General features: G+C 54.9%; 27 protein-coding genes and 2 tRNA genes. 17 read left to right on the forward strand and 12 right to left on the reverse strand.

Translation table 11 applies throughout. The annotated features are described in order from the left end of the window. Positions 1-30 precede the first annotated feature (30 nt). The 3 genes from RHN82_RS00235 (at position 31) to rnt (ending at position 2,391) form a co-directional block, all read left to right on the forward strand. The gene (locus RHN82_RS00235) at positions 31-1,128 is read left to right on the forward strand and encodes an alkene reductase (RefSeq protein WP_015570682.1); all 1,098 of its coding nucleotides are present in this window, start codon (positions 31-33) and stop codon (positions 1,126-1,128) included. A 99-nt stretch (positions 1,129-1,227) separates the two neighbouring features. Continuing rightward, positions 1,228-1,635, forward strand: a complete 408-nt coding sequence (gene gloA / locus RHN82_RS00240) for a lactoylglutathione lyase (protein ID WP_003857623.1) — start codon at positions 1,228-1,230, stop codon at positions 1,633-1,635. A gap of 96 nt (positions 1,636-1,731) precedes the next feature. Continuing rightward, positions 1,732-2,391, forward strand: coding sequence for a ribonuclease T (gene rnt, locus RHN82_RS00245; RefSeq protein ID WP_047051409.1), 660 nt, complete (start codon positions 1,732-1,734; stop codon positions 2,389-2,391). 78 nt (positions 2,392-2,469) lie between these two features. Here rnt and grxD read toward each other — a convergent pair whose 3' ends face one another. Next, on the reverse strand, positions 2,470-2,817 hold the full coding sequence (gene grxD / locus RHN82_RS00250; protein ID WP_003832760.1) for a monothiol glutaredoxin 4: 348 nt from the start codon (positions 2,815-2,817) through the stop codon (positions 2,470-2,472). Positions 2,818-3,155: 338 nt separating this feature from the next. On the opposite strand from grxD, the gene RHN82_RS00255 reads away from it, so the two are divergent. Then, positions 3,156-3,914, forward strand: coding sequence for a C40 family peptidase (locus RHN82_RS00255; protein WP_047051413.1), 759 nt, complete (start codon positions 3,156-3,158; stop codon positions 3,912-3,914). Between the two features lie 122 nt (positions 3,915-4,036). Next, positions 4,037-4,618 (forward strand): superoxide dismutase [Fe], encoded by a 582-nt coding sequence (gene sodB / locus RHN82_RS00260; RefSeq protein WP_017384606.1) that lies wholly within the window; start codon positions 4,037-4,039, stop codon positions 4,616-4,618. Positions 4,619-4,655: 37 nt separating this feature from the next. Here the strand turns inward: sodB and RHN82_RS00265 are convergent, their stop codons facing one another. Next, a complete protein-coding gene (locus RHN82_RS00265; protein WP_047051414.1) occupies positions 4,656-5,822 on the reverse strand; it encodes an MFS transporter in 1,167 nt (388 codons plus the stop codon). Positions 5,823-5,983: 161 nt separating this feature from the next. Then, positions 5,984-6,073 carry a YnhF family membrane protein gene (locus RHN82_RS00270; RefSeq protein ID WP_003857632.1) on the reverse strand — a complete coding sequence of 30 codons (90 nt, stop codon included), beginning with the start codon at positions 6,071-6,073 and terminating at the stop codon, positions 5,984-5,986. A gap of 297 nt (positions 6,074-6,370) precedes the next feature. Between RHN82_RS00270 and purR the strand changes: the two genes are divergently transcribed. Continuing rightward, positions 6,371-7,396: an HTH-type transcriptional repressor PurR gene (gene purR, locus RHN82_RS00275; RefSeq protein WP_003857634.1), complete on the forward strand. Its 1,026-nt coding sequence runs from the start codon at positions 6,371-6,373 to the stop codon at positions 7,394-7,396. Positions 7,397-7,413: 17 nt separating this feature from the next. On the opposite strand, the gene punR is transcribed toward purR, so the two are convergent. Continuing rightward, positions 7,414-8,325, reverse strand: a complete 912-nt coding sequence (gene punR / locus RHN82_RS00280) for a DNA-binding transcriptional activator PunR (RefSeq protein WP_003857638.1) — start codon at positions 8,323-8,325, stop codon at positions 7,414-7,416. Positions 8,326-8,438: 113 nt separating this feature from the next. Here punR and punC point away from each other — a divergent pair, with 113 nt between their 5' ends. After that, complete coding sequence (gene punC, locus RHN82_RS00285) at positions 8,439-9,638, forward strand: purine nucleoside transporter PunC (protein ID WP_047051415.1); 1,200 nt, start codon at positions 8,439-8,441, stop codon at positions 9,636-9,638. Between the two features lie 298 nt (positions 9,639-9,936). Continuing rightward, a complete protein-coding gene (gene cfa / locus RHN82_RS00290) occupies positions 9,937-11,085 on the forward strand; it encodes a cyclopropane fatty acyl phospholipid synthase (protein WP_047051416.1) in 1,149 nt (382 codons plus the stop codon). 30 nt (positions 11,086-11,115) lie between these two features. Here the strand turns inward: cfa and RHN82_RS00295 are convergent, their stop codons facing one another. Then, positions 11,116-11,757, reverse strand: a complete 642-nt coding sequence (locus tag RHN82_RS00295) for a riboflavin synthase (RefSeq protein ID WP_017384610.1) — start codon at positions 11,755-11,757, stop codon at positions 11,116-11,118. Between the two features lie 225 nt (positions 11,758-11,982). Here RHN82_RS00295 and mdtK point away from each other — a divergent pair, with 225 nt between their 5' ends. From mdtK to RHN82_RS00310, 3 genes are all read left to right on the forward strand, one after another. After that, entirely contained in the window at positions 11,983-13,356 is a 1,374-nt protein-coding gene (gene mdtK / locus RHN82_RS00300; protein WP_047051417.1) for an MdtK family multidrug efflux MATE transporter, read from the forward strand. A gap of 153 nt (positions 13,357-13,509) precedes the next feature. Then, positions 13,510-13,586 (forward strand) — tRNA-Val (locus RHN82_RS00305). A 4-nt stretch (positions 13,587-13,590) separates the two neighbouring features. Next, positions 13,591-13,667 (forward strand) — tRNA-Val (locus RHN82_RS00310). 178 nt (positions 13,668-13,845) lie between these two features. Here RHN82_RS00310 and RHN82_RS00315 read toward each other — a convergent pair. Both RHN82_RS00315 and glgS read right to left on the reverse strand, forming a co-directional pair. Beyond that, positions 13,846-14,316 carry an Hsp20 family protein gene (locus RHN82_RS00315; protein WP_026080712.1) on the reverse strand — a complete coding sequence of 157 codons (471 nt, stop codon included), beginning with the start codon at positions 14,314-14,316 and terminating at the stop codon, positions 13,846-13,848. A 171-nt stretch (positions 14,317-14,487) separates the two neighbouring features. Next, positions 14,488-14,688, reverse strand: coding sequence for a cell surface composition regulator GlgS (gene glgS / locus RHN82_RS00320; RefSeq protein ID WP_049019332.1), 201 nt, complete (start codon positions 14,686-14,688; stop codon positions 14,488-14,490). A gap of 590 nt (positions 14,689-15,278) precedes the next feature. On the opposite strand from glgS, the gene RHN82_RS00325 reads away from it, so the two are divergent. Beyond that, positions 15,279-16,874, forward strand: coding sequence for an FAD-NAD(P)-binding protein (locus RHN82_RS00325; RefSeq protein WP_047051419.1), 1,596 nt, complete (start codon positions 15,279-15,281; stop codon positions 16,872-16,874). Between the two features lie 28 nt (positions 16,875-16,902). Here the strand turns inward: RHN82_RS00325 and RHN82_RS00330 are convergent, their stop codons facing one another. Together RHN82_RS00330 and RHN82_RS00335 are read right to left on the reverse strand one after the other, a co-directional pair. Further along, positions 16,903-17,538 (reverse strand): carbonic anhydrase, encoded by a 636-nt coding sequence (locus RHN82_RS00330; RefSeq protein ID WP_047051420.1) that lies wholly within the window; start codon positions 17,536-17,538, stop codon positions 16,903-16,905. 72 nt (positions 17,539-17,610) lie between these two features. Continuing rightward, positions 17,611-18,393 (reverse strand): MBL fold metallo-hydrolase, encoded by a 783-nt coding sequence (locus RHN82_RS00335; protein WP_047051421.1) that lies wholly within the window; start codon positions 18,391-18,393, stop codon positions 17,611-17,613. A gap of 125 nt (positions 18,394-18,518) precedes the next feature. Between RHN82_RS00335 and RHN82_RS00340 the strand changes: the two genes are divergently transcribed. Next, entirely contained in the window at positions 18,519-18,659 is a 141-nt protein-coding gene (locus RHN82_RS00340; protein WP_008500607.1) for a hypothetical protein, read from the forward strand. Between the two features lie 57 nt (positions 18,660-18,716). Here RHN82_RS00340 and RHN82_RS00345 read toward each other — a convergent pair whose 3' ends face one another. After that, positions 18,717-20,123: a DUF1996 domain-containing protein gene (locus tag RHN82_RS00345; protein ID WP_047051422.1), complete on the reverse strand. Its 1,407-nt coding sequence runs from the start codon at positions 20,121-20,123 to the stop codon at positions 18,717-18,719. 144 nt (positions 20,124-20,267) lie between these two features. Then, positions 20,268-20,435, reverse strand: a complete 168-nt coding sequence (locus tag RHN82_RS00350) for a hypothetical protein (RefSeq protein ID WP_032609053.1) — start codon at positions 20,433-20,435, stop codon at positions 20,268-20,270. A 244-nt stretch (positions 20,436-20,679) separates the two neighbouring features. Between RHN82_RS00350 and RHN82_RS00355 the strand changes: the two genes are divergently transcribed. From RHN82_RS00355 to RHN82_RS00370, 4 genes are read left to right on the forward strand one after another with little or no spacing between them, the layout of a single operon-like run. Continuing rightward, entirely contained in the window at positions 20,680-21,510 is an 831-nt protein-coding gene (locus RHN82_RS00355) for an ABC transporter substrate-binding protein (protein ID WP_045324865.1), read from the forward strand. 1 nt (position 21,511) lies between these two features. Continuing rightward, positions 21,512-22,327: an amino acid ABC transporter ATP-binding protein gene (locus RHN82_RS00360; protein ID WP_047051423.1), complete on the forward strand. Its 816-nt coding sequence runs from the start codon at positions 21,512-21,514 to the stop codon at positions 22,325-22,327. Next, entirely contained in the window at positions 22,327-23,073 is a 747-nt protein-coding gene (locus tag RHN82_RS00365; RefSeq protein ID WP_047051424.1) for an amino acid ABC transporter permease, read from the forward strand. The genes RHN82_RS00360 and RHN82_RS00365 overlap by 1 nt, the downstream gene beginning before the upstream one ends. Further along, positions 23,057-23,743 (forward strand): amino acid ABC transporter permease, encoded by a 687-nt coding sequence (locus RHN82_RS00370; RefSeq protein ID WP_047051425.1) that lies wholly within the window; start codon positions 23,057-23,059, stop codon positions 23,741-23,743. The genes RHN82_RS00365 and RHN82_RS00370 overlap by 17 nt, the downstream gene beginning before the upstream one ends. Here RHN82_RS00370 and fumD read toward each other — a convergent pair. Then, positions 23,724-23,933 (reverse strand): fumarate hydratase FumD, encoded by a 210-nt coding sequence (gene fumD, locus RHN82_RS00375; RefSeq protein WP_003857676.1) that lies wholly within the window; start codon positions 23,931-23,933, stop codon positions 23,724-23,726. The genes RHN82_RS00370 and fumD overlap by 20 nt on opposite strands. Positions 23,934-23,948 lie beyond the last annotated feature (15 nt).

A 23,948-nucleotide genomic window follows, 5' to 3' on the forward strand; every position in this document is an offset into this window, starting at 1 on the left:
ACTAGTCGACTGGTCTACTCAGGAGCCATTATGTCCGCTGAAAAGCTGTTTACCCCACTGAAAGTGGGTGCCGTTACTGCCCCAAACCGCGTGTTTATGGCCCCACTCACCCGTCTGCGCAGCATCGAGCCGGGCGATATCCCAACGCCATTGATGGGTGAGTATTATCGTCAGCGCGCCAGCGCGGGCCTGATTATTTCCGAAGCCACGCAGATTTCTGCCCAGGCAAAAGGCTACGCCGGTGCGCCGGGTCTGCACAGCCCGGAACAGATCGCCGCGTGGAAAAAAATCACCGCAGGCGTGCATGCTGAAGATGGTCGTATTGCCGTTCAGCTGTGGCACACCGGTCGTATCTCACACAGCAGCATCCAGCCTGGCGGTCAGGCGCCGGTTTCGGCCTCTGCCCTGAACGCCAATACCCGCACTTCCCTGCGCGATGAAAACGGTAATGCGATCCGCGTTGACACCACCACGCCACGCGCGCTGGAGCTGGACGAGATCCCGGGTATCGTGAATGATTTCCGTCAGGCCGTCGCCAACGCCCGTGAAGCGGGCTTCGACCTGGTTGAGCTGCACTCTGCGCACGGTTACCTGCTGCATCAGTTCCTGTCCCCGTCTTCCAACCAGCGTACCGACCAGTACGGCGGCAGCGTTGAAAACCGCGCGCGTCTGGTGCTTGAAGTGGTCGATGCTGTCTGTAATGAGTGGAGCGCAGACCGCATTGGTATTCGTGTCTCCCCGATCGGTACTTTCCAGAACGTCGACAACGGTCCGAACGAAGAAGCCGACGCGCTGTATCTGATTGAAGAGCTGGCGAAACGCGGTATCGCCTATCTGCACATGTCCGAGCCGGACTGGGCAGGTGGCAAGCCTTACAGTGAAGCCTTCCGCCAGAAAGTGCGCGAGCGCTTCCACGGCGTGATTATCGGGGCGGGCGCGTATACGGCAGAGAAAGCCGAGGATCTGATCGGGAAAGGCCTGATCGACGCCGTGGCCTTTGGCCGTGACTACATTGCTAACCCGGATCTGGTTGCCCGTTTGCAGAAGAAAGCCGAACTGAACCCACAGCGCCCTGAAAGTTTCTATGGCGGCGGCGCGGAAGGTTATACCGACTACCCTTCACTGTAATCCCGCTTTGTACATTGATAGCGGCGACCTTTCGCCGCTATACTAAAACATCGTTTCTGTTCAAAAAGATAATCCATTCCACTGTTTAATGAGGAAATTATGCGCCTACTTCACACCATGCTGCGCGTTGGCGACCTGCAACGTTCCATCGATTTCTACACTAACGTGCTGGGCATGAAGCTGCTGCGCACCAGCGAAAATCCGGAATATAAATACTCTCTGGCGTTTGTTGGTTACGGCCCGGAATCTGATGAAGCGGTCATCGAGCTGACTTACAACTGGGGCGTGGACAGCTACGAGCTGGGTACGGCTTACGGTCACATCGCGCTGGAAGTGGATAACGCCGCCGAAGCCTGCGAACGTATCCGCAGCAATGGCGGTAACGTCACCCGTGAAGCCGGTCCGGTTAAAGGCGGTACCACCGTCATTGCGTTTGTGGAAGATCCGGACGGTTATAAAATCGAACTGATTGAAGCCAAAGACGCTGGTCGCGGTCTGGGCAATTGATCCCGCAGGGCGCACTATGCGCCCGTTGTTTTGCTGCATCCCCTCTCAAAATTTGCCATAATGCGCACTGCTTTTTCCCCCTTGTAAGAGACCCTGATGTCCGATAACGCTCAATTTACCGGTCTGTGCGACCGTTTTCGTGGTTTTTATCCCGTTGTCATTGATGTAGAAACAGCCGGATTTAACGCTAAAACCGATGCGCTGCTTGAAATTGCCGCCATCACGCTGAAGATGGATGAACAGGGCTGGCTTGTACCGGACACCACGCTGCATTTCCACGTTGAACCCTTTGAAGGGGCAAACTTACAGCCAGAGGCGCTGGCCTTTAACGGTATCGATCCGACAAACCCGCTGCGCGGGGCGGTAAGCGAATACGAGGCGCTGCACGCCATTTTCAAAATGGTGCGCAAAGGCATGAAAGAGAATGACTGTAGCCGCGCCATCATGGTGGCCCACAATGCCACCTTTGATCACAGCTTCACTATGGCTGCCGCCGAGCGCGCCTCGCTGAAGCGTAATCCATTCCATCCGTTTGTGACCTTCGACACCGCCGCGCTGAGCGGCCTGGCGCTGGGGCAAACCGTGCTCTCTAAAGCCTGCATCACGGCGGGTATTGCGTTTGACGGCACCCAGGCGCATTCCGCGTTATACGACACCGAGCGTACGGCGGAGCTGTTCTGTGAGATCGTCAACCGCTGGAAACGTCTCGGCGGCTGGCCGCTGCCGATGGGCGACGAGGCCGATCCTCAATCGTAGGTTGGGTAATTAACAGCCCCACAGGACAAAAAAAAGCGACCAACATAATGTGGTCGCTTTTTTATATCCGCAGAAAACTTATTCTGCGTCCGGCTCTTCGGTTTTATACTTCGCCGCAGTCTCTTTGATCAGCTGTTGCAGTTCGCCGCGCTGATACATTTCAATCAGGATGTCGCATCCGCCAACCAGTTCGCCATCAACCCACAGCTGTGGGAAGGTCGGCCAGTTGGCGTATTTTGGCAGTTCAGCGCGAATGTCCGGGTTTTGCAGGATATCAACGTAAGCAAAACGCTCACCACAGGCGGACAGCGCCTGAACCGCTTGCGCGGAGAAGCCGCAGCTTGGCAGCTTCGGAGAACCTTTCATGTACAGGAGAATCGGGTTTTCAGCGATCTGGCGCTGAATTTTTTCAATAGTGGTGCTCATGTCTTGCTTCCTTTAACTTCTGTTACGGCATCAGTCTGACATTGTAGCGGGTCAGGCCGACATCGGAAAATAACATTTTTGTCACGTCTAATTATTTTATCGCTTATCGCATAAAGTTGCATTGCTAATGTTGTTTATCCCCAGACGCGATGCGGTTTTGCTTAAGGAGCGAACAGGAGTGCGTCAGAATGGTGAATTTTTTTGCACTTGCTAACGAAACATAATTTTTGAATGAAAAATGCTATTAACTTCTTCTGATTTTATGGATTAGAATCGACAGGTTTTGTAAATCTCACGCGGGTATGCATTGTGGCCTGCATTTATCAGGGGACTGCCCAGTGGCGCGGATAACTAAAATCTCGATGACGCTCTGTGCTTTACTGTTTACCACACTCTCATTTACGCCAGCGGCGAACGCCTCTGAACAGGCGCGGCATTCTGCTGTACAAAAAACGCATCTGGCAAAAACCACAGAACGTAAGAAAAAAACCACCAGTAAAACAGTAAAGAAGAAAACCACCGCTCAGACCAAAAAGACCGCCTCCAGTAAAACCAAAACTCTCCGTTCCGGCACGCACAAAACCACCCGCACGACCGCCAGCCTGGTGAATGAAAAATGCACCGTGCGCAAAGGCCATAAAACGAAATGTGCAAAAGTGACGAAGCTGGCTGACGTGCATAAAGCGCGTATGCAGAAAGCGCAAAAAACGGCGATGAACAAACTGATGGGGCAAATAGGTAAACCGTATCGCTGGGGCGGCACTTCTCCGCGCACCGGTTTTGACTGTAGTGGGCTGGTTTATTATGCCTATAAAGATCTGGTGAAGTTTCGCATTCCGCGCACCGCCAATGAGATGTACCATCTGCGCGACGCCGCGCCTGTAAACCGTGGCGAACTGCAAAATGGCGACCTGGTGTTCTTCCGCACCCAGGGACGCGGTACGGCCGATCACGTTGGGGTGTATGTGGGTAACGGTAAATTTATCCAGTCACCGCGCAGCGGTCAGGACATTCAGATCACCTCCCTCAGCGAAGATTACTGGGTGCGCCACTATGTGGGTGCGCGCCGCGTGATGACACCAAAAACCATTCGCTAAACCCTGCCCTGCCGCCTCCATGGCAGGGTAAGTTCCTCTTTTGCATACCCTTTCAATTTGCTATTCTGTCCTTATTGTCTGTAGGGTTATTGGCAACGTATAAAACTATAAGGAGAGAAGCAATGTCGTTCGAATTACCTGCACTACCGTATGCAAAAGACGCCCTGGCCCCGCATATTTCCGCGGAAACCCTGGAGTACCATTACGGCAAGCATCACCAGACCTATGTCACCAACCTGAATAACCTGATCAAGGGCACCGATTTTGAAGGCAAAACGCTGGAAGAGATCGTGCGCAGTTCAGACGGTGGCGTATTCAACAACGCCGCTCAGGTGTGGAACCACACCTTCTACTGGCACTGCCTGGCTCCCAATGCGGGCGGAGAACCTGCCGGTGAGCTGGCGGCAGCGATTAACGCCGCGTTCGGCAGTTTCGCGGATTTTAAAGCGAAGTTTACTGACGCTGCCGTTAAAAACTTTGGCTCCGGCTGGACCTGGCTGGTCAAAGAGGCTGATGGCAAACTGGCTATCGTTTCCACCTCTAATGCGGGTACCCCTCTGACCACCAGCGCAACGCCGCTGATGACCGTGGACGTATGGGAACACGCCTATTACATTGATTACCGTAATGCGCGCCCGAACTACCTGGAACACTTCTGGGCACTGGTTAACTGGGAATTTGTTGCGAAGAACTTCGCTGCGTAAGAGACACGCAGAAGGGGAAGCCCTTCTGCGTTTTGGTTTATTCCGCCGTACACACCGCTTCAGGCTGTTTACGACCAGACATCATCACCAGCAGCAGACCGAGTGCGGCAATGATCGCCCCCATCACCGGCACAAAGCTGTAACCCAGACCACCGGAGATCACCGCCCCACCCGCTGCGGCACCCAGCGCATTGCCCAGGTTAAACGCTCCGATATTCACGGACGAAGAGAGCCCCGGCGCTTCGTGCGCAACGCGCATTACGCGCATCTGCAACGGTGGCACCACGGCAAAGGTTGCGGCACCCCACACCACCATGGCAATCGCAGCACCCACTTCGTTACGCGCCAGCCACGGGATCGCCACCATGATGACAATCAGCAGCGTTAAAAAACCTTTCAGCGTCCCGCTGACGGAGCGATCGGCGAATTTCCCGCCGAGATAGTTGCCAATCGAGAACCCGACACCAATCAGCACCAGCATCGCGGTAACAAAGAGTGGCGTTGCGTGGGTAATGTCGTGCAGTACCGGGGAGATATAGGTGTAGAGCGTAAACATCGCTCCGGCCCCCAGCACCGTGGTGAGCAGCGCGGAAAGCACCTGGGGACGCATCAGCACCGCCAGCTCTTTACGTACTTCCGGACGTTCTCCCGCACTGCCTTTCGGCAGAGAGAAGAACAGCGCAACCATCGCGACCACGCCCAGTCCGGCGGTTGCGAGGAAAGACATACGCCAGCCGATGACTTCTCCCAGCCAGGTGGCAGCGGGAACGCCGCCGATATTAGCGATGGTGAGGCCCATAAACATAGTGGCTACCGCGCTGGCCTGCTTATGTTTTGGCACCACGCTGGCGGCAACAACCGAGCCCAGTCCGAAGAAGGCGCCATGGTTGAGGCTGGTCAGAATGCGCGAAAGCATCAGAGTGGTGTAATCCGGCGAAATCGCGGAAAGCACATTTCCGAGAGTAAAAATTGCCATCAGGAAGATCAGCGCGTTGCGGCGAGCGCGGTGCGAAAGCAGCAGCGTCATCAGCGGCGCGCCCACCATCACGCCGATCGCGTAGGCGCTAATTAACATACCGGCCGCAGGAATAGAGACGTCCACGCCCCGGGCGATAACAGGCAATAACCCCATCGGGGAGAATTCAGTGGTGCCAATCCCGAAGGCGCCAATCGCCAGGGCCAGCAGGGGGAAATTGATTTTCATGAATGAACTCCGGATACCGTGCCATAACCCGACACAGAGCTAAGAAGCCAAAAGCATGACATCAATCACAAAAAATGAGAAGTTAACATTTTGGCAAAAGATTTTTGCCGGAGAGAGAACAATAACGGCAAGGGAGGGAGAAAGTTCTCCCTCCGCCAGAATCAGTGCAGCGCAGCGGTTAAACCACCGGCAACAATCAGAGCAAGAACAACAATGGTGGTAAACAGCGAAAACTTCAGATCGGTACTCATCAATTTTTCTCCTTTTATTCACCCTACGAAAAGTGAGCTTGCTCATTTTTACACAGTTCAGGTCAAAAATCTTCCAGGATTTAAACGGATATCCACTTTACCTCTTCCCCTTTTCATCAAGATAGGACAAAATTCCACGCTAAATTTATTAGCGTACCGGCCACTGACCCCCTCCTGACGTCCTGTGTCGTTTTCCCGGCGTGTCGCAACTCATGTTTGCGTAATAAGGGTGAGAGAAGGCAAACGTTTACCTTCAATTTTTTCAGGAGCTTAGGATATGGTCTGGAGTGACATTTAATGGCAACAATTAAAGACGTAGCAAAACGCGCAAACGTTTCCACTACAACCGTATCACATGTTATTAACAAAACGCGTTTCGTCGCTGAAGAGACGCGTAATGCCGTCTGGGCGGCAATCAAAGAACTGCACTACTCGCCAAGTGCCGTCGCCCGCAGCCTGAAGGTTAATCACACCAAATCGATTGGCCTGCTGGCCACCAGCAGTGAAGCGGCCTACTTTGCTGAAATCATCGAAGCCGTTGAAAAAAACTGCTTCCAGAAAGGTTATACCCTGATTCTGGGCAACGCGTGGAACAACATTGAAAAACAGCGCGCTTACCTGTCAATGATGGCGCAAAAGCGCGTCGACGGCCTGCTGGTAATGTGTTCTGAATACCCTGAGTCGGTCCTTTCCATGCTGGAAGAGTATCGCCACATTCCGATGGTGGTCATGGACTGGGGCGAAGCGCGCGCAGACTTTACCGACTCCGTTATTGATAACGCCTTTGAAGGCGGCTACATGGCGGGGCGTTATCTGGTAGAACGCGGTCATCGAGAAATTGGCGTGATCCCGGGACCGCTGGAGCGTAACACCGGGGCTGGTCGTCTGGCCGGTTTCATGAAAGCGATGGAAGAGGCGCTGATCACCGTGCCGGAAAACTGGATTGTTCAGGGCGACTTTGAGCCGGAGTCAGGCTATCGCGCTATGCAGCAGATCGTCTCCCAGCCGCATCGCCCTACTGCGGTGTTCTGCGGCGGCGACATCATGGCGATGGGCGCGCTCTGCGCGGCGGATGAACTCGGCCTGCGCGTCCCGCAGGATATCTCGGTGATCGGCTATGACAACGTGCGCAACGCCCGCTTCTTTACCCCGGCGCTGACCACCATTCACCAGCCGAAAGATTCGCTCGGTGAAACGGCCTTCAATATGCTGCTGGACAGGATCGTCAACAAGCGTGAACAGTCCCAGTCCATTGAAGTTCACCCGCGCCTGATTGAACGCCGTTCCGTTGCGGACGGTCCGTTCCGCGACTACCGTCGTTAATCTCATTACGGGACCAGCTATGCTGGTTCCCGCAACCACTCCCGGTTCAGCGTTTCGCTGTCGCCCAGATAATCCAGAAGCCAAGCCATGGCGGGCGAGACGTCGTTTTGCTGCCACGTCAGACAGCACGCGGCATCCGGAAAGGGGTTTTCCAGCGTCAGGGCCACCCACTCTCCCGCATCGATGCGCGGGCGCGCAAAATGCACCGGCACCATACCAACGCACAGCCCCGCGCTCAGACAGGTGGCTGACGACTCCCAGTCCGGCGCGACCACGCGGCGCTGATTATCAAGCAGCCAGGTAATGCGCTTGGGCAGCGAGCGGGAGGTATCTTCCAGCACCAGCGAGGGCCAGTTGCGTAAGGTGTCATCGCTCAGCGGCCCTTCCAGCGCCGCCAGCGGGTGATCGCGCGCGACCACGCAGGTCCAGCTCAGCATGCCCATGTCGCGAAACGCATAGCGCCCCCCAACCGGGATCGCCTGGGTCGCACCAATCGCCATCTCCGCCCTGCCATCCGCCAGCGCATCCCAGACGCCGTTGAACACTTCCTGCGAAACACGCAGTTCGACGTCGGAAAAATGACGATAGAAATCGACGATCATCTGCCGGGTCCGCTCCGGCTTAACGATGTTATCCACCGCGATAGCAAGATGCCCGCGCCAGCCGTTGGCGATCTGCTGGCACTGCTCACGGGTGATCTGCATTTTTTTGATAACAGACCGGCCCTCCTTCAAAAACCACGCGCCGGCAGGCGTGAGTTCAACGTCACGATGACGCCGCTCGAACAGCGGCACCGCCAGCCACGCTTCCAGCTGACGCACCGTATAGCTGATCGCCGAGGGAACGCGATGCAGCTCCTGGGCGGCGCCGGTAAAGCTGCCGTTACGCGCCACGGCATCAACCACTTCAAGGGAATAATCTGACCACATTTTTAGCCTGCAAATTTTTTGAATGCACCCGCCAAATATTAGCGTTTCACAAGCCGCTTTGCACTCCCTACACTCTGCGCCAACGTACACCTGCCTCCTCAGGAGAAAAAACAGTGCAACCCAGGAAAGGATTTTTAGTCTGGCTCGGCGGCTTAAGCGTGCTGGGCTTTTTGGCGACCGACATGTATCTGCCCGCGTTCGCCGCGATGCAGGAAGATTTGCAAACCCCTGCCGCCGCCATCAGCGCCAGTTTGAGTTTGTTCCTCGCCGGCTTTGCTTTTGCGCAATTGCTGTGGGGGCCGCTCTCGGATCGTTTTGGCCGTAAGCCCGTCCTGCTGCTGGGTCTGGCGATTTTTGCCGTAGGCTGTCTGGGCATGCTGTGGGTCCGCGATGCCGCCTGGCTGCTGGCGCTGCGCTTTATTCAGGCGGTCGGTGTCTGTGCCGCTGCGGTCACCTGGCAGGCGCTGGTGACCGATTACTACCCCGCCTCGCGCACTAACCGGATATTCGCCACCATTATGCCGCTGGTCGGCCTGTCGCCAGCACTCGCCCCATTACTGGGCAGCTGGATCCTCGCGCATTTCGACTGGCAGGCCATTTTCGCCACGCTCTTTGCTATTACGCTGGTCCTGATGCTGCCCGCGTTCGGACTTAAACCGGCGCATAAAAAAGCGACGCATCCGGACGCGAAGCCCGTTACCTTTACCTCTTTACTGCGATCAAAAGCCTATCGCGGTAACGTGCTGATTTATGCCGCCTGCTCTGCCAGCTTCTTTGCCTGGCTGACCGGTTCGCCGTTCATTCTGCATGACATGGGCTACAGCCCGGCGGCTATCGGCCTGAGCTATGTACCACAGACCATCGCCTTCCTGGTGGGTGGCTATGGCTGTCGCGCCGCGCTGCAAAAATGGGAAGGCCAACAGATGTTGCCCTGGCTGCTGGTGCTGTATGCGCTAAGCGTGATTGCGACCTGGGCTGTCGGCTTTATTCCCGGCGCCGGGCTTGCAGAAATTTTGATTCCGTTCTGCGTCATGGCGATCGCTAACGGGGCTATCTACCCTATCGTTGTAGCCCAGGCGTTGCGTCCATTCCCGCAGGCGACAGGCCGCGCTGCCGCGCTGCAAAATACTCTGCAACTTGGCCTGTGCTTCCTGGCAAGTCTCGTGGTCTCGGCGTTGATTGCAACTCCGCTGCTCACCACCACCAGCGTGATGCTGGTCACCGTTGCGCTGGCGGGTTTGGGCTATCGCATGCAGTCCTCAGCCCATCGCGAGCAGAGTGAAAACGCGCAGACAGAAACGTCGCACGCCTGATTGCGTGGGAAACTATGTTAAAAACCAGTGATTAGGTTGCTAACAATTTTCTGTTGAATCACCAAATTTTGCGGCCTATACTGAATTTGGTTCGATTAAATACGATAAATATTAAGTGTTAACGGGAGCCGGAGCGCTCCCGTTTTACCATGGAAGGCATTTCGGCAAGGGTTATCTCCCTTCCTCTGTTCTACGTCGGATATTAGCCTCGCGGGCATTTACCGTGAGATTTCTCACAAACCAAAAAAGCGTCTACGCTGTTTTAAGGTTCTGATCACAGCAAGGTGATGGAGAAGCTATGAGTTCATCGTGTATAGAAGAAGTCAGCGTTCCGGACGATAACTGGTCCCGGATCGTCAGTGAACTGTTGGGACGTGCGGGCATTACGATTAATGGCTCATCCCCCTCCGATCCCCAGATTAAGCATCCCGATTTTTTCAAACGCGTGTTACAGGAGGGATCGTTAGGGCTGGGTGAAAGCTATATGGACGGCTGGTGGGAGTGTGAGCGGCTGGATATGTTCTTCTCCAGCGTATTACGCGCCGGCCTTGAAAAACAGCTCCCTCGTCATTTCAAAGATACTTTACGTATCGCCTCCGCCCGCCTGTTCAATCTGCAAAGTAAAAAACGGGCGTGGATCGTCGGTAAAGAGCATTACGACCTGGGCAACGATCTGTTCAGCCGTATGCTCGATCCTTTAATGCAGTACTCCTGCGGATACTGGAAAAAAGCGACGACCCTGGAAGAGGCGCAGCAGGACAAGCTGCAACTGATCTGCGATAAATTGCAGTTACAGCCCGGTATGCGTGTGCTGGACATCGGCTGTGGCTGGGGTGGTCTTGCCTGGTTTATGGCGAAAAATTACGGCGTTAGCGTAGTCGGCGTCACGATTTCGGCTGAACAGCAGAAGATGGCGCAGGAGCGCTGTCTGGGTCTGGATGTTGATATCCGGCTTCAGGACTACCGCGACCTGAACGAGCAGTTCGATCGCATTGTTTCCGTAGGTATGTTCGAGCACGTGGGGCCGAAGAACTACAAGACCTACTTCGAGGTCGCCGATCGTAACCTGAAGCCTGACGGAATTTTCCTGCTGCACACCATCGGCTCTAAACGCACCGATAATAATGTGGACCCGTGGATCAACAAATATATCTTCCCGAATGGCTGTTTACCCTCTGTTCGCCATATTGCGAACGCCAGCGAACCGCATTTTATTGTGGAAGACTGGCATAACTTCGGCGCAGATTACGACACGACCCTGATGGCCTGGCATGAACGTTTCCAGGCTGCATGGCCTGAAATCGCCGACAACTATTCGGAACGATTCAAACGGATGTTTAGCTATTATCTGAATGCCTGCGCGGGCGCGTTCCGCGCGCGGGATATACAGCTATGGCAGGTGGTGTTTAGTCGTGGGATTGAGCACGGCTTGCGGGTGGCCCGCTAAAAAATAACCCCGGTTACCCGGGGTTATTTTTTATTCTTCTTCCACGGTTTTTATTATCGCCGCCTCTTTCGCCGCCAGCACGCGCTCAACGGTATCCACGACCGCCTGGGTCTGGGGATCAATTTCGATATTCACGCGCTGCCCCAGTTTTTTTGCGCCAAGCGTAGTACGTTGCAGCGTTTCAGGAATTAAATGCACGCAAAAACGCGTTGGCGTCACTTCACCGACGGTCAGACTAATCCCATCGATGCCAATAAATCCTTTATAAAGGATGTATTTCATTAATGACGGGTCCTGCACCTTAAACCAGATTTGACGGTTATTTTCCGAGGTCACGATTTTCGCCACTTCTGCGGTGGTCATAATATGACCCGACATCAGATGCCCGCCAATCTCATCGCTGAATTTCGCCGCGCGTTCAACGTTGACGATATCTCCCACCACCAGCTCACCCAGGTTAGTGATGCGCAGCGTCTCTTTCATTAAATCAAAGCTAATCTGGTTACCGTTAATTTCGGTCACCGTCAGGCAGCAGCCGTTATGCGCTATCGACGCCCCGGTTTCAATGCCATCGAGCATATATTCAGGCAGCTCAACCACGTGAGTGCGGAAATTCGGTTTTTCATCAATGGACACCACTTTGGCAGTGCCCTGCACAATACCAGTAAACATGCTTACAGCTCCTGTTCATTCCGAACGGCGATGACACCGTATAATCCCACCACAATAACAGTTGAAAAAACAGGTTGCCAGTGATGCGCAATTTCTGGCGATTTTTTCACTAGATAATTAGTTAAACCCCGCTACAATAGCTGGCATCCCTCTGTTTTTTCTTCTTGCTGCCAGTAACGGCGGCCTTTTTAGTCTCTCAAATAACTACAATACAAAGGTGTTCACGTGCAGAAGTATATGATCGAAGCGCGTCAGTTATTGGCACTGGCAATACCGGTGATCGTCGCGCAGGTAGCCCAAACCGCAATGGGATTTGTGGATACGGTAATGGCCGGTGGTTACAGCGCCACCGATATGGCCGCCGTGGCGATCGGAACCTCAATCTGGCTCCCGGCCATTCTTTTTGGTCACGGCCTGCTGCTGGCGCTGACGCCGGTTATCGCGCAGCTTAACGGCTCCGGTCGACGCGACCGCGTGGCCCATCAGGTGCGCCAGGGCTTCTGGCTGGCCGGGGGTGTCTCCGTCCTGATTATGATCGTCCTGTGGAACGCCGGCTATATTATTCGCGCCATGCATAATATCGACCCGGCGCTGGCGGATAAGGCGGTCGCTTATCTGCGCGCCCTGCTCTGGGGTGCCCCCGGCTATTTGTTCTTCCAGGTGGCACGTAACCAGTGTGAAGGGCTGGCAAAAACCAAGCCGGGCATGGTGATGGGCTTTATCGGCTTGCTGGTGAACATTCCCGTGAACTATATCTTCATTTACGGTCATTTTGGCATGCCGGAACTCGGCGGCGTCGGCTGTGGCGTGGCGACGGCTGCGGTGTACTGGGTAATGTTCGGCTGTATGCTCACCTACATTAAACATGCGCGATCCATGCGTGACATTCGTAACGACACCTCGTTCAGCGCACCTGACTGGACGCTTATGACCCGTCTCATTCAGCTGGGGTTACCCATTGCGCTGGCGCTGTTCTTCGAAGTGACACTGTTTGCCGTCGTCGCCCTGCTGGTCTCGCCGTTAGGGATTATTGATGTCGCAGGACACCAGATCGCCCTGAACTTCAGCTCTTTGATGTTCGTCCTGCCGATGTCCCTGGCTGCTGCGGTGACGATTCGCGTAGGCTTCCGTCTGGGGCAAGGCTCGACGCTGGACGCGCAAACGGCAGCCCGTACCGGCCTTGGCGTCGGCGTCTGCATGGCAGTCTTTACCGCACTCTTTACCGTGCTGTTGCGTGAGCAAATTGCCCTGCTCTATAACGACAACCCGGAGGTAGTGACCCTGGCCTCGCATCTGATGCTGCTGGCGGCCATTTATCAGATCTCTGACTCCATCCAGGTGATTGGCAGCGGCGTGCTGCGTGGGTATAAAGATACGCGTTCCATCTTCTTTATCACCTTTATCGCTTACTGGGTGCTGGGCTTGCCGTGCGGGTACATTCTGGCGCTCACGGATCTGGTGGTGGATCGCATGGGGCCAGCCGGATTCTGGATGGGCTTTATCATCGGCTTAACGTCTGCGGCCATTATGATGATGCTGCGCATGCGCTTCCTGCAACGTCAGCCGTCTGCGGTAATTTTGCAGCGCGCTGCACGTTAATGACACAGTAGCCGCCAGCTGGCGGCTACTTTCTCTTCACTTTGCGCGGTAATGAAGCAATCGCGTGAAATCAGAGAGAAAAATGCATTTTCCCTCTTGCCACCTTGGGGCTGTGCCACTAATATTCGTCCCCGTTGTCACCGACAACACAATGCGTTCATAGCTCAGTTGGTTAGAGCACCACCTTGACATGGTGGGGGTCGTTGGTTCGAGTCCAATTGAACGCACCATTCTGCGTCTGTAGCTCAGTTGGTTAGAGCACCACCTTGACATGGTGGGGGTCGATGGTTCGAGTCCATTCAGACGCACCAATCTGTTTTCTCGCATATTTCATTCCCTTTCAGCCTCATGCAGAGGCAGCAAACCTTTTAAGCACATCGAAAGTAACCTCCAGCCCGCGCGTACCGGGAAAAGCGGAATGGCATAAGCCCCATCAGATTAGCAAAACGCCCGGCGTTTACCGGGCGTGAAAACAACGTCAGTCAATGATTACGGCTTATGTTCAATCGCCGGGTTGTTGTTGATGGCGATGCGCTGCGGTTTCTCTTCTTCCGGGATATCCTGGTGTAATTCAATCGCCAACAAGCCGTTTTCCAGCGAAGCGCCGGTTACTTTCACATGCTCCGGCAGACTATAGCTGGCCCGGAAGTCGCTGCGGCTGATACCCCGATGGATCCACCCTTCTTCCCCGTTTTCGGTTTTCTCTTCTTCACGTTTACCGCTGATATTCAGCTGACCGCCAACGGTTTCAATTTCAAGTTCGCTCTCTTTCCAGCCCGGCACGCTGAGCGTCAGTTCATAGCGGTTATCACCCACCCGCCGGATATTGTAAGAAGGCGTGGAGGGCAACGGCGTACTGCCGGTTAGCTGGCTAAAAAGGCGATCGATACGGTTAAAACGGTCCGCAAACAGAGAGTCGGAGAGATCGTTCAACATGGGAAAAGCTCTTAGAGTCATCATGTACCTCCTGAACAGTAAAAAGAATATTCAAAAAGTTCATGTCTTACGGGCAGGTATTCCTTCCCCGCTTTCTATATGAGGTTACCGCACAATATTTCAACCTCAGGAGCCTGCAAAATGTAGCTGGAACCTAAAAAACGCAACGGGCCGTTAAGCCCGTTGTTCGTTACATCATCGCAGTTCTATCACTCTCGCCCGCTCAGCCTGCTTTCGGTAATGGTCATATCGCTCCCGGAACCATACCTGCTGTTCATCACTCATATTGCCGGTCACGGCATCGATATCAACTGGCTGGCCCAGGGCGTACATACGGGCAAAACTGCGCGCCAGAAAATCAAAATTCTTTAATGCGTTTATATCTTGTCGCTTCATTAGCATATCCCTCCAGTCATGGTGATTACTGTTCAAGGTCATATGCTTTTCTGATCTCAGTATCCGCCTGAAAAAGATCGTTTTTTGAGCGATGCGTGCGCATCCATCTGCCGGTGTTCACATTTCAGGAACGACAAAACTCTTCAGCCCTGGTCATGATTTTCCCTCCCTTTTATCACTCACGCAGAAAACATAAACGCCAGCCATGCAGTAAGTTCGCCATGTAGCCGGAAGGTGCGAACGGCGTGCTTTAAAGTACACTGACCGTAAGAAGGAGAATTCTCATGATAAAATCAGCTGGTTCTCCTCACTGACGCCGTGCAGGTCAAACCCACCGGCAAAGTTACCCTACTTTTTAACCCCTATCACATACAGATAATCGTTAAACCTGGGACCAAACAGTTATTCCTTTAGAAAATCAGTCAGAATTATATCTAATCAGCCAGGGTCAAATGAATTAACTTTCCCATAAGTTCAGGAAGGGGGCTACATCCCCTCTTCTAAACGTCTTAATTTCTCCCTTCATTGAATGACTTAGCCTTTCTCCTGCTACGCTTGTTTTATGGTTCAGAAACGCAGGAACGCTTTCGATGAAAAAAATCGCCATTATCGGCTCAGGCCCAACAGGGATTTACACCTTTTACTCACTTCTTAACAACGCAGCGCCGCTTTCGATCACCGTGTTCGAAAAGGCAGACCAACCCGGTGTTGGGATGCCCTACAGCGACGAGGATAATTCCCGGCTGATGCTGGCGAACATCGCCAGTATCGAAATCCCGCCCATTTTTATTACCTACCTCGACTGGCTCAAACAGCAGAGTGCGGCCCATCTTGCCCGCTATAACGTCGACAGTGAGAAGCTGCACGACCGGCAATTCCTGCCGCGTATTCTGTTGGGTGAATATTTTCACGACCGCTTTCTTGCCGTCGTTGCTGAGGCAAAAAAGGCTGGCTTTCATGTCGAGGTGCACCCCAACGCAGAAGTCACAGATATTAAGGCTGATGCAGACGGCGTGGCCCTTTCAGTAAACAATGCCCCTTTCTCAAGGCGGTTTGATCTTGCGGTAGTCGCCACCGGTCACGTCTGGCCTGATGAAGATGAAACCACCCGCGCATATTTCCCAAGCCCATGGTCGGGGCTGATGGACGCGGAGATCCGCGCCTGTGAGGTGGGGATTATGGGCACCTCCCTCAGCGGGCTGGACGCTGCGATGGCGGTTGTGATGCAGCATGGCCGGTTTATCGGGGAGCAGTTCGTTGTCAATAAAGGCAGCGAGGGGCTAACAATCACGCTGATGTCCCGCACGGGCGTTCTGCCGGAGGCCGACTTTTACTGCCCTATCCCTTATGAACCGCTGTCGGTGTTAACCGAGTCTGTGGTGGCAAGCGAAATCGCCAAAGGCCCGGACGGGCTGCTTGACCGCATCTTTGCGCTGATGGTGAAAGAGCTTGAGCTGGCCGATCCGCGCTGGTGCCAGGCGATATCGCTCGGTACGCTGAGTGCCGACACGCTTCGTGATGTCTGGTTTGAGGATCGTAAAAAGCATGGCCCCTTCAGCTGGGCCGAAGCGAATCTGAAAGAAGTGGAGCGTAACAAGCGCGAGAAACGCACCGTTGCCTGGCGCTATACCGTGCTTCGTCTGCATGAAGTGGTTCAGGCCATCGTCCCTTCACTCAATGAGCGTGACAGAGAGCGGTTTAAATCCGGGCTGGAACGGGTGTTTATTGATAATTATGCCGCCATTCCACCGCAGTCTATCCGCCGGTTACTGGCGCTGCGCGAGGCTGGGATCATTAGCGTGGTCGCACTCGGTGATGATTACGACCTGGATATCGGCAGCGATCAGACCGTCATCACCACGGCAGAAAAAAGTTACCGCTTCGACGTGTTTATCGACGCGCGCGGGCAAAAGCCGCTAAGAAACAAGGACATTCCCTTCCCCACCCTGCGTAAACAGCTTGCGGAAACCGGCGATGACGTCCCGGACGTGGGGGAAGACTATACGTTGCTGGCGCCTGCATCACTGCGAGGGCGTATCGCTTTTGGGGCGATCCCCTGGCTGATGCACGATCATCCGTTTGTTCAGGGTTTGTCTGAGTGCGCTGAAATTGGTAAAGCGATGGCGAAAGCGGCTGGAAAACCTGCGTCGGGGGTGCGAAGGAAGTTACCTTACACGGAGTTTTAACAGGGCTTCCCTGCCCTGCGGTGTCGGATTACTCGAAGAAGACGTCCGGGTTTTCCGACAGCGACACGAACGATTTACTGTTCTTGTCCAGGGCAAGGATTTTGCCGCTTTCGATGTCATATACCCAGCCGTGCAGGCGAATGGCGTTGTTGCGCAGGCCTACCGCCACCGACGGATGGGTCTTAATGTTGCTCAGCTGCGCAAAGACGTTCTCCTGCACCATCGCATTCACTTTATCGATTGGCTTATCCCAGGTTTTCTTCTCAACCACCGCTTTTGCCGCATCAGAATAGCGCAGCCAGTGGGAAACGGCTGGCATCGGCTCCAGATCGGCGTTGTCAGCAATCGCCTTCATCGCGCCGCAGTTGGAGTGGCCGCAAATAACGATATCGGTCACGCCCAGGGCAACAACAGCATATTCGATGGTCGCAGAGACGCCGCCAGGCTCCGGCCCGAACGGAGGCACAATGTTGCCCGCGTTTCGAATGACAAAGAGCTGTCCTGGCTCCTGTTGCGTAACCAGTTCCGGAACCAGACGGCTGTCGGAGCAGGAGATGAACAGCGCTTTGGGATTCTGACTGGACGCTAAACTACGAAAAAGCTCTTTACGTTGCGGGAAAATCTCTTTTTGAAAGCTGAGAAAACCTTCAATGATATGTTGCATAGCCATTTCTCTTTTATCTGTTTTAGTTTAGGTATGATCGCGATCACACTCGTAAAATTTAACCACCGCGTCTTAGCGGAGACAAGCAATATATTTCTGGCCCGACCGCTGCACGATCTCATCCGCGTTCGCCGGGATGTTCTGCCCTTCAAAGGCCCCGTACAGGCGCTGGTACGTTTTCCCGGTCAGTCGACCGATCATCGACTCAACGGTGCGGGCAGGCAGCGGCAGCATATTCGGATAACTCCACATAAACGACACGGCGTCCTTACCGGGTGTAACCTGCAAAATATCACCGGCCAGCAGCACGCCGTCGCCTGACTGCCAGTGCAGCACCGTGCCGCCTGCAAAATGCCCGCCCAGCCGCAGCAGAGTCACCAAAGGCATAATCTCCAGGGCGTCCTCCTCCCAGAAGCGTATCGCCGGGCTGTCACGCATCACCCACTGCCGATCGCTGGCGTGCAGGTAGATCGGCGCGTTAAACGCGGCGGCCCACTCCTGCATGGTGGTGTAGTAATGCGGGTGCGAAATCGCAATCGCGCTGATCCCACCGAGCGCGTCAACTAACGCTCTGGTTGCGGGGTCAAGATTGGCGATGCAGTCCCACAGAACATTGCCCTGTGGCGTACGCAGCAGAAGCGCCCGCTGGTTGATGGCAAAAGCGGGAACGGTTTTGATGCTGAACAGCTGCGGCTCCAGCTGTTGCCATTTGTTGGTGTGCGTGGTCGTAAGGCTGTCGAAGTCCGTCCATGTCTGGCCCGTCACCGGGACATACTGGCGCTCATCGTCGCAAATCGGGCAGTTTTCGGGCTGTTCATCGTAAGCGGTACCGCAGGTTTTACAGAGTGTAATCATCGGCTTTCCTCAGCAATAAAGCACTGAGTATGGCAGGGATTATCCATATGTGCTGAGGGGTGCCTGGCCCGCTTTTTTTGACTTATACTGTGCCAGTATCAAAAACTGAATAACGCAGGTGGCACATGGAAATTGATCTCGACAACTTAGTCTTTAACGGGCTGGATGAAGCAGAAGAGCGCAACGCGGAACGTCTCGACGATGCGGATAAAAAAGCCCAGGCGATTATCGCCGATGACGACTGCGGCGATGCCTGCAAGATCTGAAGAAAAAGCACCGGGCTCCCCGGTGCTTTTTTTATGAATGCCTTTTGCTACCCGCTATCAGATCTCCGGCGTTTTGCTGAACCCGGTCAGCATCAGGATCAGGCTTTGTGGAGATGACCCCGTCTCAAACTGATAATGATTTCCCTGACGATCGCCGCCGATATACCATGAAATTTCGGTTTTCCCTTCTGCCAGCGCCTTACGCACCGCTTTATCCACGTCCACCATCCGGTATTCGCGGGAGTGGTTCAGGTACAGCACCGCATCCGAGCGATAGTTGCAGGATGGTCGTGAATGCCAGTTCACGGTGGCCGGATCCCAGTCGTTACTTGCCGGATAAAAGAAGATTTGATCCGCGCCGTTGGTTTCCACTTTCCCGCCATAAATTCTGACGCGGTATTTAAACTGGGCAGGATCCTGTCCGGCAGGCAGCGGAGGTATGTTGAACTTCACCAGCGACAATGTTTCGCTGTTTTTCGTGCGTCCACCGTTCTTCCAGTTATCCTGCACCAGTAAGACCTGGGGATCGGGCTGTGAAAGTGCGGGTTCCATGCTGCTGAGCCAGACGTTGGCCTTCGCTTTTGAATAACCATACGGCACGGTGGTGCCGCAATCCATTCCCCGGTTCATGCACAGGTCGGTCATAAAGCGCGCGGCATCTTCCGTCCAGCCGTTCATGAAGTCAGCATGCGCCGTATACAGGCTCCCCCACCGCTCTTCACGCTCACTGCCATGCATGATGGGGTCGAGGGAAAGCTCGACTTTGCTGGTATCCAGAGAGCTAATTGTCGGAAGCACGTACGCAATATTCATATTCACCGTCGGGATCTTCACCGGGAAGGCGGACGGACACTGTCCTTTCGTATCGTAGGTGGCGTTAGCCAGGCCGTGGGCGGGCTTCAGGTTAACCCCGTCCCAGCAGTTCGGGAACTGAATGCCGATATTAAACTGCACGGCATCCTTCGCCTTGCGTAGGCCGCAGACTTCACCCGTTCTGGTGGTGTAGCCCTTGCCGTTGGCGCATAAAAAGGTGATATGCGGATTTGGCGCAGTGCCGTGGTGATCGCCCGCCAGCAGCGACAGCCCCGCCGGGAACGGGTGCAGCGGCCAGGCGTCAACGTTCGATGCCTGATAATAGGTTTTTTGATAAGCGGGTTTGACCACCGTTCCGTCCGGTAATTTTAGCGACGGAGCCCAGTAGGCCGAGCTGTCTGCTTTGTTATCGCAGGTGGTCTTTTCCTGGGTACGCAGCGATTCACGGCTGGAGTAAGCATCCGTGTGCACGTTACCAAAAAAATCGTGCAGCATAGCCTCGTTAGGCAAGCCGAACATCATAATGGCATCATCGCCGAGTGTGTGGGAATAACTGCATACAACATGCGCCTGTGGACCAGCGTGTGCCGCCTGCATGGCAAGCAGAAGTGCAGTGGCAGAAAGCGCGGGGGTTAATACTGTCCGTTTCATTATCATCTCCATCTGTGAAAGGAGATAGTGGTAACAAAACGGCCATCATTTACCGAGGATTAGCCTGGGTATTTTTCCCCTCATCCTCACTTTACAGACACCACGCACAGCTCATTCCAGTACATTTCGCGCGTCCGGCGCAGTTCAGCGTGACGTTTTATCATGGAACCACTCCGGGTCGATGTTGGCTACGTCCACGCCATACAGGCTGGCGACAGGCAGTATTGACTCAAGAACACGTTGCGCGCTGTTCTCCGCATTCGCTGGTCGGGGCGCAAAAAACCGCCGTAACGTGCTTATCCATTTTTTCATCGTCATTACCCCTCTAGCTTAACCTGTCCTCAGTTAAACACCCATATTGCGCCGGGGGAAATACCAAAATCCACTGTCGATGTGCAGGATCTGCAAATAGCGCCCCGCCGTCTGCTCTCTTCTTTAACACCTTGTTCACTCATGCTTTTTTTCTCATAGCAAAGAACGATTTCTTATTTGGCGATAGCTTTCCCTTATGGGAGCGTAACGGGGAAAAACAAAAACAACGGGATGGCGTATGACTATGGCTGCAAAAATGAAAGGGTTTAAAAAACGGGCGCAGGTTCTGGGATTAGTGGCAGCCTGGGGCCTGGTTTCAGCACAGGCGCAGGCCGATCGGCTGGCGGATATCAAGGCAGCAGGCGTGGTGAAAGTGGCCACGTTTGATGCTAATCCACCCTTTGGCTCGATTGATGCCAAAACGCATGAGATCGTGGGTTACGACGTGGACTTCGCCAAAGCGCTGGCGAAATCGCTCGGCGTCAAGCTTGAACTGGTCGCCACTAATCCGGCTAACCGCATTCCGCTGCTACAGTCCGGAAAAGCGGATCTCATCGTGGCGGATATCACCATCACTCCGGAACGCGCACAGGTCATTGATTTCTCGACGCCTTACTTTGTCACCGGCCAGCAGTTCCTGGTTCCGGCAAAATCACCGGACAAGCTTGATGACTATAGCCGGGCACGCATTGGCGCCGTAAAAGGTACGACGGGTGAACAGGCGCTGCACCAGCGTTTTCCGCAGTCCCGCGTCCTCTCTTACGATGATATCCCTCTGGCGCTGACGGCGCTGCGCAATGGCAACGTGCAGGCCATTACCCAGGACAGCACCATTCTGGCCGGTCTGCTGGCGCAGGCGCCGGATAAAGCCGACTTCAAAATCCTGCCCGACCTGCTCAGTAAAGAAGAGATTGGCGTGGGGGTGAAAAAGGGTGAGACGGCGCTGCTGAAAGCCGTTAACGATGAGCTGGTAAACCTGGAGAAAAACGGCCAGGCGGCAAAAATCTATGACGTCTGGTTTGGTCCAGGCACCCCTGCTCCACAGCCTCGTAACTTTAAAATAGAAGCCCGGTAATATGCTCTCAGGTTTATTTTCACACTCCGCGGCCAATGCCGCGGATTTTTCACGTCTGGAACAGGCCAGCGTTGAGTTTCGCCATGTGGACAAACGCTACGGCGACCATCCGGTTTTAACCGACATTAACCTCACCATCATGCCGGGTGAAGTGGTTGCCATTCTCGGCCCTTCGGGTTCCGGAAAATCGACCCTGATTCGGCTTATCAACCAGCTTGAAAGCCTGAGCGGCGGGGAGATTCTGGTCGACCACAAGCCGACCGGACAGCTTTCCGGCAGCAGGCTACGTCAGTTACGTAGCCGCGTCGGGTTTGTGTTCCAGCAGTTCAATCTCTATGCCCACCTTACCGCCAGCCAGAACATCACCCTCGCACTGGAGCACGTTCACGGCTGGAAACCCCTGCCCGCCCAGGAGCGCGCGCTGGCGCTGCTGGAGAAGGTCGGCATGCTGGAGAAAGCGCACCGCTTCCCCGCTGAACTTTCCGGCGGACAGCAGCAGCGCGTGGCGATTGCCCGTGCTCTGGCCTCGTCGCCGCAAATCATTCTCTTTGACGAGCCGACGTCGGCACTCGACCCGGAGATGATTGGCGAAGTGCTGTTGGTGATGAAAGCCCTTGCCCACAGCGGGATCACCATGATTGTCGTCACCCATGAGATGCAGTTCGCCCGGGAAATTGCCGATCGAATCGTCTTTATCGACGGTGGACACATTCTGGAAACCGCGCCCCCGGCGCAATTTTTCAACCAACCGTCGCATCCGCGTGCGAGGCGGTTCCTGCAAAAAGTGCTGGATCCGCTGCATCAGGAGCAACCGTAATGCCCGCTCTGGACTGGCAGGGGGTGCTGGCCGGACAGCCCCTGCACTGGATCCTTTCCGGATTTCTCACCACTCTGTGGGTGACGCTGGCGGGGATTATGCTGGCCAGCCTGCTCGCCTTGTTCTTTATGCTTTTGCGGCTTTCCGGGGGACGTTTCGGGACAGTGATCGTCAGCGGCTGGGTATCGCTGTTTCGCAATACGCCGCTGCTGGTACAGCTGCTGTTCTGGTATTTCGCCGCCTGGAACGGGTTGCCGCAGGGTCTGCGTGACGCGGTGAACGCAGACCACAGCTGGTCCATTTTGCCCGGTGACGTCTGGTGGTTTACGCCCGAGTTTTTATGCTCCGCCTGGGGGTTAGGCGTCTTTACCTCGGCGTTTTTAATCGAAGAAGTGGAATCGGGGCTGCGTTCCGTGCCTGCCGGACAACGGGAGGCGGCGCTCGCCCAGGGATTTTCCTCATGGCGTCTGTTTCGCTACATTCTTCTGCCCCAGGGACTCGCTAACGCCTGGCAGCCCGTCGTTGGCCAGTACCTTAACCTGATGAAGCTCTCCTCGCTCGCGAGCGGGATTGGCTTCGCCGAACTGACCTACCAGGTCCGCCAGATAGAAAGTTACAACGCCCATGCACTGGAAGCTTTTACCGTCGGTACGGTGCTCTACTTGCTTACCGGGATGGTGACGGGAAGCGTGCTGGTGCGCCTCGGCCCCCATTCAGGGAGGAAAAATCATGATCCCCGGATTTAACGTTATTGTCGAAAACCTGGATTATCTGCTTTGGGGACGTGCGGCTGCGGGAGAGCCCGGCGGCGTGCTGCTCTCACTGCTGATGGCCGCGGGCGCCGCCGCGCTTGCCCTGCCCGGCGGGATTGTGCTGGCATGCCTCGCCTGGCGCTATCCCGGCATGGTGCGCAGTGCGCTGTTTGCGTGGGCAGAGTTGATTCGCGGGATCCCCCTGATCTTCGTAATATTCTGGATGTGGTATCTGCTGCCGCTGATAACCGGCAGGGATCTCCCGGGCGCGACGACCGTCACGCTGGCGCTGGCCTGGTTTACTGCGGCTGCGGTGATGCATTCGGTATTAGCCGGACTGAGAGCCCTGCCGTCGGGCCAGAATGAGGCCGCGCTTTCTCAAGGGTTCAGTACGCAGCAAACGCTGTGGCGCGTGCTGCTGCCGCAGGCGCTGAGAAATATTCTGCCGTCGCTGGTGGGGATTTTTATCAGCCTGCTGAAGGATACGTCGCTGGCGTTTATCGTGAACGTTCCTGAACTGACCACGGTGGCGGGACAGATCAACAACCGGGTGCAAATTTACCCGGCGGCCATTTTTATCTTTACGGGTGTGATCTATTACCTGCTCTGCTGCTCGCTTGAGCTGCTCGCGAAGCGCTGGCGCGTTAACCGGCCAGCGCTTTAACCACCGTTTCCATCGCTTTGGTGGTCAACTCACTGCGCTTAACGCGCTGGTTCGCCAGCGCGGTACGCAGAACGCCCGCAATGACAATATGTTTCGGCTCCTGCCCTAAATCACGCATTTCGAGAACGACCTTGCCTACCACCCGACACATCTCCTGGTACAGCGCTTCGTCTTTGGTCACATTGCCCATTGCCATCACTCCGTT

The organism is Enterobacter cloacae complex sp. EB5 (assembly GCF_031432835.1).
Classification (GTDB): Bacteria; Pseudomonadota; Gammaproteobacteria; order Enterobacterales; family Enterobacteriaceae; genus Enterobacter; species Enterobacter hormaechei_C.